Origin of the sequence: Halolactibacillus miurensis, from assembly GCF_900116255.1 — a bacterium.
In the GTDB taxonomy this organism is placed as follows: Bacteria; Bacillota; Bacilli; order Bacillales; family Amphibacillaceae; genus Halolactibacillus; species Halolactibacillus miurensis.
The window spans coordinates 22,192-34,743 of sequence record NZ_FPAI01000005.1 but is presented as its reverse complement, the minus strand read 5'-3'; the positions used below and the strand labels follow the sequence as shown (position 1 = coordinate 34,743).

15 protein-coding genes are annotated in these 12,552 nt (G+C 34.2%); 2 read left to right on the top strand and 13 right to left on the bottom strand.

What is annotated here, in order from left to right:
- Window positions 1-32: 32 nt before the first annotated feature.
- The 9 genes from BM390_RS15375 to BM390_RS04590 form a co-directional block, all read right to left on the bottom strand.
- On the bottom strand, window positions 33-209 hold the full coding sequence (locus tag BM390_RS15375; RefSeq protein WP_177220624.1) for a hypothetical protein: 177 nt from the start codon (window positions 207-209) through the stop codon (window positions 33-35).
- A complete protein-coding gene (locus tag BM390_RS04625; protein WP_082394486.1) occupies window positions 210-701 on the bottom strand; it encodes a sigma-70 family RNA polymerase sigma factor in 492 nt (163 codons plus the stop codon). It abuts the gene before it with no gap.
- 216 nt (window positions 702-917) lie between these two features.
- Complete coding sequence (locus tag BM390_RS04620) at window positions 918-3,347, bottom strand: DEAD/DEAH box helicase family protein (protein WP_089853103.1); 2,430 nt, start codon at window positions 3,345-3,347, stop codon at window positions 918-920.
- The gene (locus BM390_RS04615; RefSeq protein ID WP_062321544.1) at window positions 3,325-3,666 is read right to left on the bottom strand and encodes a nucleoside triphosphate pyrophosphohydrolase; all 342 of its coding nucleotides are present in this window, start codon (window positions 3,664-3,666) and stop codon (window positions 3,325-3,327) included. Before BM390_RS04615 ends, BM390_RS04620 begins: the two co-directional genes overlap by 23 nt.
- Window positions 3,667-3,678: 12 nt before the next feature.
- The gene (locus BM390_RS04610) at window positions 3,679-4,047 is read right to left on the bottom strand and encodes an SHOCT domain-containing protein (protein WP_062321546.1); all 369 of its coding nucleotides are present in this window, start codon (window positions 4,045-4,047) and stop codon (window positions 3,679-3,681) included.
- A gap of 231 nt (window positions 4,048-4,278) precedes the next feature.
- Entirely contained in the window at window positions 4,279-5,034 is a 756-nt protein-coding gene (locus tag BM390_RS04605) for a hypothetical protein (protein WP_062321548.1), read from the bottom strand.
- Window positions 5,024-5,767, bottom strand: a complete 744-nt coding sequence (locus BM390_RS04600) for a hypothetical protein (protein ID WP_231631466.1) — start codon at window positions 5,765-5,767, stop codon at window positions 5,024-5,026. Before BM390_RS04600 ends, BM390_RS04605 begins: the two co-directional genes overlap by 11 nt.
- A gap of 96 nt (window positions 5,768-5,863) precedes the next feature.
- Complete coding sequence (locus BM390_RS04595) at window positions 5,864-7,786, bottom strand: hypothetical protein (RefSeq protein ID WP_062321554.1); 1,923 nt, start codon at window positions 7,784-7,786, stop codon at window positions 5,864-5,866.
- 65 nt (window positions 7,787-7,851) lie between these two features.
- Window positions 7,852-9,531 (bottom strand): DUF262 domain-containing protein, encoded by a 1,680-nt coding sequence (locus tag BM390_RS04590; protein ID WP_062321556.1) that lies wholly within the window; start codon window positions 9,529-9,531, stop codon window positions 7,852-7,854.
- Between the two features lie 455 nt (window positions 9,532-9,986).
- Here BM390_RS04590 and BM390_RS04585 point away from each other — a divergent pair, with 455 nt between their 5' ends.
- A complete protein-coding gene (locus BM390_RS04585; protein WP_062321558.1) occupies window positions 9,987-10,547 on the top strand; it encodes a Maf family protein in 561 nt (186 codons plus the stop codon).
- A gap of 50 nt (window positions 10,548-10,597) precedes the next feature.
- Window positions 10,598-11,005, top strand: coding sequence for a (deoxy)nucleoside triphosphate pyrophosphohydrolase (locus tag BM390_RS04580; protein WP_062321560.1), 408 nt, complete (start codon window positions 10,598-10,600; stop codon window positions 11,003-11,005).
- Window positions 11,006-11,079: 74 nt separating this feature from the next.
- Here BM390_RS04580 and BM390_RS15710 read toward each other — a convergent pair whose 3' ends face one another.
- Genes BM390_RS15710 through BM390_RS15695 form a run of 4 tightly spaced genes read right to left on the bottom strand, consistent with a single transcriptional unit; the run spans window position 11,080 to window position 12,304 of the window.
- Window positions 11,080-11,550 carry a transposase gene (locus tag BM390_RS15710; protein ID WP_231631469.1) on the bottom strand — a complete coding sequence of 157 codons (471 nt, stop codon included), beginning with the start codon at window positions 11,548-11,550 and terminating at the stop codon, window positions 11,080-11,082.
- Complete coding sequence (locus tag BM390_RS15705) at window positions 11,547-11,885, bottom strand: ISL3 family transposase (protein WP_062321565.1); 339 nt, start codon at window positions 11,883-11,885, stop codon at window positions 11,547-11,549. The genes BM390_RS15710 and BM390_RS15705 overlap by 4 nt, the downstream gene beginning before the upstream one ends.
- Entirely contained in the window at window positions 11,886-12,089 is a 204-nt protein-coding gene (locus BM390_RS15700; RefSeq protein WP_256212393.1) for a hypothetical protein, read from the bottom strand.
- Window positions 12,026-12,304, bottom strand: coding sequence for a transposase family protein (locus BM390_RS15695; RefSeq protein ID WP_256212399.1), 279 nt, complete (start codon window positions 12,302-12,304; stop codon window positions 12,026-12,028). Before BM390_RS15695 ends, BM390_RS15700 begins: the two co-directional genes overlap by 64 nt.
- Between the last annotated feature and the right edge of the window lie 248 nt (window positions 12,305-12,552).

The window sequence follows — 12,552 nt, the reverse complement described above, 5'->3', positions numbered from 1 at the left end:
TGCTTTTTAATGAAAAATGGATCAAACAGCAACTACATAATCGTCATCACAATCACTGTACTTAAAAAGGCAAAACTAATATTCACTACTGTCATCATACCAAAATTATTCAAAATCACAAAGCCAGACAGCGTCATTATTAATAGGTTATCTCCAGTAACCACAGTATGTGGATATGACATCATTCGACTTTGAAATACGTTCGTCAACTATTTGCTTTCTTTTATTAAACAATCCTTTAATTTACGTGCTGCACTACGCTTATAATGCCTCACGGCATTGGCACTTACACCCAAGTCTTTTCCAATCTCCACGAGCGTTTTCCCCTTTAATACATGTCCCTCAAACCACAACCACTCATTGTCTGTTAACAGTTGTTTTAAACAAACAATAAAGTCTGTATTAGGCACTTGATCTTCGGTCTGAAACGAGCCCGTCGTTTCAACGTGATGTTTATACTTCTCTTCTCTATTTCGTTTACGTTCATCCTTTCTGAATAAATCAATCAAACGAAACTGCATTTTATTGTAGACATACGTAGAAAACTTCATCTTTTCGTCGTCATAATCTTGTGTCGCTTGCCATAAACAGATCGCCAACTCTTGATAAAACTCACCCTCAGGATCTCTCACATGATATTTCTTTAGTAAGTGATACATCATCGGTTCATAGTCATTCAGTAATCGGTTGAACTCATCCATCTTAATACGTCCTCTAGGAAGATCCTCATTGTATTCCGCGGTAAGTTCAGCATAATTGGTTGAGTCCGTTTTGGCACCTTGCCAAAGCAGCCATTATAATACCAAATCGTTTGTTTTGGCACCCGTTTTGATTTGTTTATTGTGTTAATGCTTACTAAAAGATGCATTTTAGTAAAATGTAAAAAATAAAAAAACTCACTAACCATGATGTAATGGTTAATGAGTTTTTTTACTTATGCCACGTTCAAAGTAACTTGTTAGGCGATACTCAACAATATCATTAATAAAGGGATACAAATTTCTCGCTTCTTGTTCGGTTAGAGGAACCGTTATGGCAAATTGTTCTCTATCAAATGTGAATATCCCTTTTGAACTTCCATTCCATTTTGAAAAGGGCATATCTTCAATAAGTCTAACGATTTTGTCTTCATCAAATGTCAGCAGCTTTTTTGTTTTCTTATCGCTGAAATCTTTTTTACGTCGATAATCCTTATCTGTTAAAAACTTACAAAACGGATAAGCGATTGAACTAGCAGTAATAGGTCGATGCCACTGGTTCTCTCCCCGGTCAAGCATAAGCTTTAAGACAACCATCTTATAACTTTTTGACATAAGCGTACGCTCTACATCTTCAATTAAAGACTTAAATCTATTGTATAAATCCGATTCTTCTAATGTTAATTCCCCTGAATGATGCAATAAACCCATATAGGACTTAAACTCCTGTTTTATCTGTTTAGCATCTTCTTTACCGTATCGATGTATTTCTAAATATGTTGGTCTTCTACCGAGTTCTGTTTTTAACATATGATAACTTGATATAAGTCTTTCTTTTCTTGGTTGCCGTTTTCGGACGAGATACTTGATTAGGTCAACTACTTGCATATCCAGATGCAGTTCACAACTCGTTGGTACTTCTGGTATCACGTGTTTCACCGAGCGAGAGTCACGATCTCGCTCAGTATCAAATAACTGCATCTTCACATCGGCATTTTTATAGTTACCAATTAAGTCGATAATATGACAATGTGTCTTTCCAGTACTTAATCTTAAACCTCTTCCTACTTGTTGCGTATAGATAGTTAAAGATTCAGTGGGACGCACAAACAATAACGTATCGACTTCAGGAATATCTACCCCTTCATTAAAGAGATCGACAGTAAAGATAATATCAATCGTTTGGTCTTTTAACGCTTTAATGGCTTCTTGTCGTGAATAACCCATTGTTTTAGAATGAAGACTAATGGCATTCACACCTTTTTTCACAAAGTAATCTTCTAAATATTTTGCTTGTCTAATCGATGAACAGAAGCTAATGGTACGCTTTTGTTTATGCTTTTCCCATGCATTAAATATCTTTTCAGCAATCGCATCTTGTAATTGTTTCGCTTCAAGTTCGTGTTGATCATAACGATTTCCAAGCCACGTCATTGAGCTGTAATCTGTCTCATCGTACACGCCAAAATATTTAAACGGCGTTAAATAGCCATGTTGAATGGCTTCGATAAAGTGCATTTGAAAGGCAACGTTATTATCACATAACGCATACACATCTTTTCCGTCTAAGCGATCTGGTGTGGCTGTAATCCCTAGTAAGAATTCCCGTTTAAAGTATTGTAAAATACCTTGATATGATTTTGCTGCCGCATGATGAAACTCATCAACAACAATTAAATCAAAATCACTGGAATTAAATCGATTCAAGTGATTTTTTCTGCTTAAAGTAAAGACAGAAGCAAATATATGATCAGACTCGTTATTTTTCTCTTCTTGGTTGTACAAACTACTTGATTTATTTGGTAAGACATGGTCGAAACTTTGCTTTGCTTGTCTAAGTATTTCTTCTCTATGGGCAATAAACAATACACGATTAAATTGCCGTGCAAAGAATGCTGCTAAATAGGTTTTGCCTAAACCTGTAGCCATGACGATAAGTGCTTTATCATAGTCTTCTTTTATGACATTATCTAAAGCGTCTAACGCAAGCGCTTGATGCGGTCTGGGTTCAATTATGATTGGCTCTTGATTATTACTACTTTCTCTAACAATCGTTGGTTCTGTTTCATCAAACATTAACGCTTCGGCTTCTCGGCTGTGCCATCGATCAACAAAGCCTGGATATTTGGCATGGTATGTTTCATACCTTTGTCGATATTGTTCAATGGTCTCTCTATTAATTGGTACGGTTTGATCAGCATAAAACAACTGTAAAAAACTTTCTTCAGCTTCTTCAAAGACGTCTGCCTGCCCTTGTTGTTCAATGCTGACATTCCATTCTACACCGGTTGTCAATGCCGATTTTGATAAATTGGACGAACCAACAATAACTTGCTTCTCATGATCTGATTCAAATAGATAGGCCTTAGGATGAAAAGAGACGCCATGACTTTTCCACAACCTTAATTCAATATCTCCAACTAATTCGTCCAACCGTGATAATGCATCAGGTTGGGTAATATACAAGTAATCCCCGGTTAGGATTTTGATTTGAGTACCTTTATCAAGTGAGCGCTGCAATGAAGGTAAAATCAGCTCTAGACCAGATACCATCATAAAAGAGACAAGGATAGCTGTAGATGAACTACAGTCTATCCCCGCTTTAATCTCATCCACAATGTTATGTTTAATCAGCTTTGTTGTTGTCATCATGAACCTCAACTAGATAAATGCGCTCGTTAAAACCTCCGCGTTTAGAAGCCTTGTCTTGACGAAGGTCTTCTACTTCAGCTAATGATCCATCATTTACTTCTGCGAAAGCTTTAATTAATTCCATCATATCAGCTAATTCTTCTAGCTTATCACTTTTCGTATTAGCTGATAAATATTCATTAAACTCTTCAATCAGCTTCGTTTCAAGTTCTTTAATATAATTCTCGTTATCCAAAATTTTTGTTTCAAATGTTTTTCCTGCTTTTTCAATAATCTCAGGAATTTTATCACGAACAAGTTTATTATGTATTGGCATGTCGTCAACCTCCTACCATTTTTCTTTCAACATCTGTTTTTTCTTCTCTTCATATTCTTCATCTGTTAAAATGCCTTCTTGTTTCAACTGGTGCAACTTACGCAATTTTTCATCAAAACTATCATCAGATTGCTTGATTGCTTCCGTAGAAGTATTAGCCTCCGTCGTTACATCTACACGGTGCGTTGCGACACCTTTTTGTGTGAACGCATTAATCCCGTGCATAACAGTGATACCGATCGTAACTAATACCCAAATGATACCGAAAGCACCGAAGGTCGGTAATACCATAACAAAACCGATAAAAACAAAAACCAAACCAACAAAGAAGCCAAACATTGATTGACCCTTACCTGGTCTTACATTATAACGTTGATTCATCACTTCACCTCTTTTATTTAATCATTCATTTTACCATAAGCATACCATACTCAAATATTACCAACAATAAAATTAAGCGCTATCAAAAAAAAGGCTGATTAAAACGAACCTTTTGGCTCGTTCAATCAGCAAAACTCTCCCAGTTACACTTATTGGTAACTCCTTATATTATACAACAAATCAACGAAAATCGAAACAGTAAATTCTGCTTTCTTATGACAAATCTATGTCTTAACTCTTAATATCAGAAACGTCATAATAGTATCCCAGATACTCTATGAAAATATCTTTTAAGTCATCTTTACTTAACATTGGCGAAAGTACAATCGGATAACTTTTATTTAATTCAAATATTACTCTCCGCCCATATCTTTCATCATCGCCTAGATCCTCTCTTCCCTTAATTTTAGCTTTTAAAATTTCAGAAAGTCCTAACTCATCAATTATATCTAGGATATTAATTAGAAAATCATCATTTCTAAAGATTTCGTATTTAATAATATAGTTGTATAAATCAAGGTTATCAATAATTAAACCAAAATATCTTTGCCGCTGATCTTCATTATTTATATAGTCAGCAATGTACTGAGCACCTAAAATAATCTTGTAAATATAATTTTCCCAATCTAGTTTTTTCAGCACAATGTTCTTAAATTTATTTTCGTTGTCTAAAACTTCAGGGTATTTACCAATAATATAGTTCCGTTTGTAAATAAGTAAAAACGAATGCCAAAAATGTTCACTCAAAAGTATACTGCGGTCAAGTGATAAATAAGAATGAGTCACTGTATTAAAAGCTTCTAGAAATTCTTTCTTCTTATGTTCTGTAGAACCTTTTGCGATGTATATAGGAAATGAAGGGGTCTGATCGATATACACACTTTCTTCAGAAAAATACTCTTCATTCTCTGCTATCATATCTGCTTTGAAGTCTTCATATAATGACTCGATATTTTTATAGCCATCCTTTAATAATTTAATCTCCATTGGCTACCATCTCCTCTACCGATCGAACATATTTTTCGATAATATTATCCGTAATCTCATAAATGACATCATCTATATTATCAACTGTTAACTCATCTATCATTTTCGATTGCATAAGATCTAATAGTTTATTTTCTAGTTCGCTAACTGGTTCAACAGTTTTCAATTCAACTTCTCCATCTTCTCCGTTATTCATAATGAATTGTTGCAGTGCTTTTGTTAAACCAATATATATATAAGGATGATTCAAATATTGGCTTTTAGGTAAGGTGTGAAATTGATATTCTGGCTTTCTATAATAAATATTAATGGTCGCTTGACCTACTTCAATCTTTATATCTTTTTTCATATGTTCATCTAATTTTTTCTCAAAAAGATCAAATGGCTTTTGGTATGGTGCATCAAAAGTCACGACATTAGAATAGGCAAGTAAATTGAATTTATTCACTTTTATATCTTCTTTAAACTGGTCATAAAATTGAGACAAGTCTTGATTATCATGAAATGAAATATCTGTTAAAGCCTGAATATGCAATTGAAGCGATGTTTTTTGATCAAGTGATACACGCGATTTGCTAACTTCAATTTCTTGTTCTTTAAGCCTATAAAACTTGCTGTCTTTTGATTGAATTATTAATATGAGTTCAGCCTTGTTAAGGGCAATCAATCTTTTTATAAATTCAGAACCTATATCATGCTTAATCGTAAAGCGATAAGTATCATTATTTTCCATTACATCTACATCCAATTCAAAAATACTATTTACATAACTTTGAGCATGATTCGATAATATTGGATAAGGAAAGTTCGCGTCCTTTTTGTATATCAACTATTCCACCTCCAAATAATAAATGAATTTTAACGATTTATTCATTTTTCGATCATAATCTAGACGCAGCTTAATAATGCCATTGTTTACTTTGACATTAGTAATTTTATTTTTTAATAAACGACAATCTTGCCCTGTACCTAGATCAATCGCCCGCGTGAAATTACTATCTACTTTAAATTCATCACTGTATTCTTTACCCGTACCATCGATGACAGCTAATACAACATCACACTCAGTAACACCCATTAGTAACTTACTGCTTGAAAAATCAAATTGTAGAATTTCATGATCGTCTAGTCTTAGACGTTCGACTGTTTCAGGATAAGTACTATAGCGTTGTTTTTCATCAACTACTTTTCCATCACCTTTTGCTTTTTTAAATTTTAGAGGATCCCTTTTATTGCGCTTTTCTCCTTTATCACCAGTAGCGTTTGTTTCTGCATCAGCCCTATTTCTTCTTTCTTTTTTTGAACTGTTGCCCTTAGTTTTTCTTAGAGATTTTCCATTTCCTACACGAACTGTTTCAGTTGCTTTCTGTAAATCGTTTTTGAACTTACGTTCAACCGTATATATAATATCCTTCGTATCCATTATCCCATCCATCTGATTATTCTCTTGAATGGCATCATCAATGTGCTTTTTTATCGCTCTACTTAAATTATTAATAAAGCGAGTAGCATTGCTCTTCAGATATTTATCATTGATATGTTTATTTGATATTTCCGTATGTGATTCATTTTCGAGTGATTTTAAATAAGCATCTGCTTTCTTATCTCCAATAACGACAGCATTATAGGGTTTTGTCGCATAGCCATTAACTTTAAAATCTTCGATTTTCATCCCAACCGTTCTAATAATTGCTGTTCGTCCCTTACTTATTTTTTCATCATATTTAAAAAACAACTTGAACTGATAAGTTTCGTCTTTGCTCTCAACAACTAAGTCTTTTTCAATCGGGTAGTTTAAGTACGTGTCAACATACATTGGCGTAAAGACATCTTTCATATTCTCAACAGACTGTTCATAATATTGATCATTATAAACATAGTCTGTTAAATTATCTTTATTTATCACCTGATCATTAATATGCACTTCTAGCTTATTTTTCAATATTGATACAAAAAAGCTGTCACAGACACTTTTCACAATTGCCATTTGATCATCATATTCTTCTCTTAAAAAAGGTATGATAATCTTTAAACCTCTAGTATCTTTTCTAAATGGGTGATTAGATTCGTTGCTAAATGGATAGTATTTCAATAGACCATTTTCTCGTTGAGCGTCCGTAAAATACCCGGTCGATCGATAAGCTTGTCCATTGAACCAGTGTTCTACAAGTTGAACTGTTCCACCTAAATGTTTTTGATTTTTATCATCACAGTTCGAGAAAAACATGGCGTGAAGATCTGAAGCTGCATTTGATGCAATTTTCCCAACACCGTGCGATCCGCCGCGTATTTCTTCTTTGGATATATTTTCTTCCTCAAAATGAAAGCCTTTATTATAAGCATAGATGCCCCAAGTATCAGACTTAGAGTTAGTTTGACCGTTCTCTGCACCAGTCAAGCCTTTGGTATTTTCATCTTCAAAAGACATGTACCGTATCCGGTTCTGTTTTATTTTTTCGTTCATATGTTTTATTGTTTCTTTAGTGTAATTATTACGACCTTCCAATGTGTTGATTCTTTCTCTTAAATTATCAATGCCCGGAACATCAGTAGCTCTCATTTCACCTGTTTTAATTTTTACGATAACAGGTTTGTCATCATACAAATACCCGTCAAGTGAATTTTGAATATTTTCCCTGACTAGTCCCATGACACCCATGCCAAAAAATCGTTCTAAACTACGATCGAAATGAGATTCTTCAATATTCTCTATTGACGTGAACTTCCACTGATTATTGTTTATATCGGTCAATCTAGCCACTCCTTCTATATAGTAAATAACCCCCTAACCTTTTGAGTTAAGGGGACTATTTCATTTTATTTAGCCCAAATACCCACAGATATATCGGCGAATTCCATCTGTCTTTTCTCGATATCTTTCACTTTCCATGTATCATAGTTTTCAAGCTGTTTGGTCATCTTAATTTGAGACTTTTTATAAACTTCTTTCTTAAGATCAAATGTTTTGTTTGTCGCACTACGATTATATTCTTCTCCAAGTAAGGTTAAGTTACCTAATCTCCATAAATAATCTTTATGAACGTCTTCAGATACCTTCCATTCTCTTGGTTTTTTAGGCATGATATGTTCGATATGAATCCGCCCGTTGTCATTAATAATCCGAGTTTCATAATTAAATGAGTTGTGAATTTTCCTCAAAAGATATCGAATGACAGGTGTTTTTTTAGTTGTGAAGTACTTAAAGTTTTCTTTAAATTCCTCATCAGAAATGATCAAATCTCTTACTGCTTCAACTATTGATTGACTCGTAACATAGTCATCATTATTTATTTGTCTTGCAATTTTTGCGAATTCAATTTCATATTTATTTGCTACTTTACTTGATACCACAAAATTCCTTACAATTAAACATTCTAGTGCCGCTAGAACTTGATCTATATCTTCTTCAGAGTAATGTTTATTTTCTAACCCTAATAGAATTGGATAATATGATTTAGCACCAAGGTTTTGTAATTCTGTCATTCTCTCATTTAATGACGGAGATTGATAATAATTAATGCTTTTCGGATTATTTAAGGCAAAATATAGCTCCGATAAATCGACCAACGTATCAATAAGTTCTTCTACTTTTTGCGGTGTGTCAATTTCTTTACGAATGTTTTTATATAAATCTTTTTCTCTTACAAACTTATATTTACCATTCCAGTAATGACGGATGAACTTTGTTGGGTCGGCATTATCTAAGTTTTCAATCATTCGTGACCATTTTTCTTTAATATTCTCAATTCGATCTGACGAAGATCTAAATACATGGTTTTTTAAAAGATCCGACGTCTCTAACTCTTTACCTCTGGCATTTAATGTTTCAAATATAATGAACGCTTCATTAATATCGTCCGTTTCAACATACATGACTTTGAATTGATCTAAAATCAAATTCATTACTGAAATGATTTTATTATATTTTGCGTCTGGATCTTTTTCCTCATTAACGAGCTCATTTAATTTTTTATGAAAATACTTGCTTGCTTTTAAAATTAATTCTTCCGAATTAGACAATCTCTTAACTTTAATATTTTCTGAATGAATTATTCCTCGACGTTGAACAATTTTTTTAAAAAATTCTTTATCTGTTTCCCCAAGAATCAAGCGTTCATCATTTCTTTTCGGCGTGACTCTTCCTATGTATTTTGATGTTAGATCATCAGCCTCAATCTTTGCATCTTCTAAATGTTCGACTTCATGGAGATGATCTAAAATGTCTCTAATGGCATCCAAAATGATGATGGATGTGCTTGTTCTTTGCTGCCCGTCAATAATAAACCACTTTTCAGTATCTCGTTCAAAATGAACAACAATCTGTCCTAGAAAGTGAGAACCTAATCCGTCATCTTCTGCTAACTGCATTAAATCAATCCAGTAATCCTCCAACTGATCTTCTGTCCATGAATAACCTCGTTGATATTCAGGAACATGATAGATATGTTGTTGTAGAAAGGTTGATACAGTTAAAAAACCCGAGTTAATAATACCCATGTTATACATCCTTCCTTGTATGTTTAAAAGCTGATATTTATACTATTGTAATATACATCTTCCACTTTTTGTAGATCAAAGATGATATTTGTCGAATTTACAAATGAAAACCCAATATAATAGGACAGTACGTGACTTAACACCCACTTATTATCTTGTGTTTAATTAATTTTAATTTGTTCATAAACTGTCTCGGCTTTCACAGCCATCCATTCATATTGAGAAATCGGCTTTTAAATTTCAGGATTACGTTGACCATAGTAATGAAATAGAGCGTTGATAACGCAACATCTCATTCTCTCTTACAAATATTGAATGTCTACTTAAAATATCATTGTTTTTAACAATAGAATATCATCTCAAGTATAGGTCGGAAAAAATATGTTATGATAAACAATGAACTAATACAATATACGGTGATGATTATCATCATAATCAAGATAAAGGAGAAGTTTATGCAACTCATATTAGGATCCGGTTCACCTAGACGCCAAGATATTTTAAAACAAGTGAATGTTGATTTTACCGTGCGTACACCGAACGTCGATGAATCACAAATCAAAACAACCAAACCAATTGAAAAGGTATCCGCTCTCTGTAAACTAAAAGCCGCGAGTATAATTTTTGAAGCTGATGATGAGATCATTGTTACAGCTGATACTGTTGTAAGTTATAAGAATATGATATTTGAAAAACCGAAAACAAAACAAGAAGCTTATACGATGATGCGTGCTTTAAGCGGTCAAACACATGAGGTACATACTGGGGTTTTAGTAAACTCCAAACATAAACAAGAGCTGTTTGTGGAGACAACCAAAGTTATATTTTATCCCCTTACAGATGAAGAAATCAATGACTATATCGAAACAGATGAGCCCTACGACAAAGCTGGTGCCTACGGGATTCAAGGCCTTGCGGCCCCGTTCATTAAGAAAATAGATGGGGATTATTATAATGTTGTTGGTTTACCAATTGGTCGGCTCATGCAAGTGTTAAAAAACTTTAACGATCACTAGTCTATGCAATGTAAGTAGACTCAATCGTAACTTTAAGGGGAGAAGTTAAAATGAAGAAAAAAATTCGAGTCGTTGCGGCTATTATAGAAAATGACAAGCAGGATATTTTCTGCGCTTTACGATCGCAGGCCATGTCTTTGCCAAACATGTGGGAGTTTCCTGGGGGGAAAGTAGAACAAGATGAAGATATTTTTTCCGCTCTTCAGCGAGAAATCCAAGAAGAATTCAATTGTTTGATCGCAACTGATTCAGTCATATTCACTGAAACAACACATGACTATGACAGTTTCACCATCAATTTGATTGCGATTAAAGCCAAGTTGATCGATCAAGACCCCGTCTTAACTGAACATGCTCAATATGTTTGGTTACAACGTGAAAACTTACTCAGTTTAAACTGGGCACCTGCCGACATTCCGATTGTAGAACAATTAATCAATGAAAAGAACAGACACTAATTTTTTAGGTTCTTTGTCAAATGGTGTTGGCGAGAAGTTTTAACCAATAATTTCAAGCTTATATTTCACATGTTTCAGTTCTTTTTATGCAGCTGAAACATGTGTTTTATTTTGTGATTTTTTCTTATGTGGTTCAACTGGTTTGTACGCAAAATGTAAAAGAATACGGTTCTTATAGTTTTTAAATTACGATAACCATAAGCGACACGATTTAAGACTATGATTTTATTAATACCTTCAATGCGGTAGTTATTGTACGTATAGTCAAAGCTATTTTGAACGTGTGGTAAATGTAAACGTAAGGTCTTTATACTCATTTTCATATAACTAGAAATGCTGGCATCAAGTTTCTTTCTCACGATCTCTTCGAGATCGTCAAAGTTCCTATCGTCAAAAGCTTTATAGAAGCTTTGAAGTAAGTTATAGTTTGCTTTTAGTTCATCAGAATAATCTAACATGGTATCAACGACTGCTTTAGATGGTAATGGACCAAACAAGGTATAGTGCTTGTAATCTGTACTTGAAAGTTCTTCGTTGGGTTTCAGTAACAGTCGCCAGTATCGCTTAAGTCGGCGATATTTCTTTTTATCTTCACCGTTGATGTGTTGAATGCTTGCATGATCTTGACACGCGTTTTATTCATCGCTCGCGTCATTAACTGAACGATGTGGAAGCAATCAATAATGATTTTAGCGTTAGGAAACAGGTCCTTAATCACCCTTTGATAACTGGCGTTCATATCAATCGTTACTGTCTTCACATTTTTACGCTGTTTAAAGGTAAAATACGTCGTAAAGTGGTTTCGAATCGTGCGCCCATCACGCTGTGGGAGTATGTCTAAGATATCACCAGAAGCCACATCAATATTGATAAAAGCCATCTATCCTTTTGCGACCTTAAATTCATCGAAAGAAAGGTTTTCAGGTAACGTTCGATCGTATGTTTGAAGCTCTTGACTCGCCTTATTAATTTCACGTTGAACCGTTGTTGGAGAGATAGCACAATCACGTGCAATATCCTTTACTGAACGAGCTTCAGCTGTTTTACCCCCATTTGAAGACATGTATCTTTCGAGATAAAACATCCCTCATTAACTAACGATATTTTCGCCACGAACGTTGCTTGACAATGTTTACAATAGAAACGTTGTTTTCTTAATTCGAGATATGTCTTTTTAGTTCCCCCAGCTGGAATAAAAATTGTCGACGTCTTTGTACCATTTTTAATAATGGTATAGTCTTCGTTTTCAACATGACAGTGATCACAGTGCGTCGGAGTATACGTGAGTTTGCCTTCCAGGAATGTGCAAGCATGGCCGTACTTTTTGCCCGCGCGGGCATAATCCTCTTCAAAAATTATATTTTCAGCTTGAATATCAAAGGCGATTCTTGATATAGATAAGAGAATTCCCTCCTAATGGTTTTGTGGTTAAAACTAATAATACAGGGAAACGCATTTATTTTCTATATTTAGGTAGAAAAAGGTGCCAGTAAGTTATTTTAGTGAGCAATCTCTGTCTCACTTAAAACCCCTTCACCAACACCAAA

Excerpts from the sequence above, each read along its gene's own strand:
- BM390_RS04590 (WP_062321556.1), bottom strand. The coding sequence starts at position 9,531 with ATGGGTATTATTAACTCGGGTTTTTTAACTGTATCAACCTTTCTACAA.
- BM390_RS04615 (WP_062321544.1), bottom strand. The coding sequence starts at position 3,666 with ATGCCAATACATAATAAACTTGTTCGTGATAAAATTCCTGAGATTATT.
- BM390_RS04600 (WP_231631466.1), bottom strand. The coding sequence starts at position 5,767 with ATGGAAAATAATGATACTTATCGCTTTACGATTAAGCATGATATAGGT.
- BM390_RS04610 (WP_062321546.1), bottom strand. The coding sequence starts at position 4,047 with ATGAATCAACGTTATAATGTAAGACCAGGTAAGGGTCAATCAATGTTT.
- BM390_RS15705 (WP_062321565.1), bottom strand. The coding sequence starts at position 11,885 with ATGGCTTTTATCAATATTGATGTGGCTTCTGGTGATATCTTAGACATA.
- BM390_RS04620 (WP_089853103.1), bottom strand. The coding sequence starts at position 3,347 with ATGACAACAACAAAGCTGATTAAACATAACATTGTGGATGAGATTAAA.
- BM390_RS04585 (WP_062321558.1), top strand. The coding sequence starts at position 9,987 with ATGCAACTCATATTAGGATCCGGTTCACCTAGACGCCAAGATATTTTA.
- BM390_RS15700 (WP_256212393.1), bottom strand. The coding sequence starts at position 12,089 with ATGTTTTATCTCGAAAGATACATGTCTTCAAATGGGGGTAAAACAGCT.
- BM390_RS04625 (WP_082394486.1), bottom strand. The coding sequence starts at position 701 with ATGGATGAGTTCAACCGATTACTGAATGACTATGAACCGATGATGTAT.
- BM390_RS04605 (WP_062321548.1), bottom strand. The coding sequence starts at position 5,034 with ATGGAGATTAAATTATTAAAGGATGGCTATAAAAATATCGAGTCATTA.
- BM390_RS04580 (WP_062321560.1), top strand. The coding sequence starts at position 10,598 with ATGAAGAAAAAAATTCGAGTCGTTGCGGCTATTATAGAAAATGACAAG.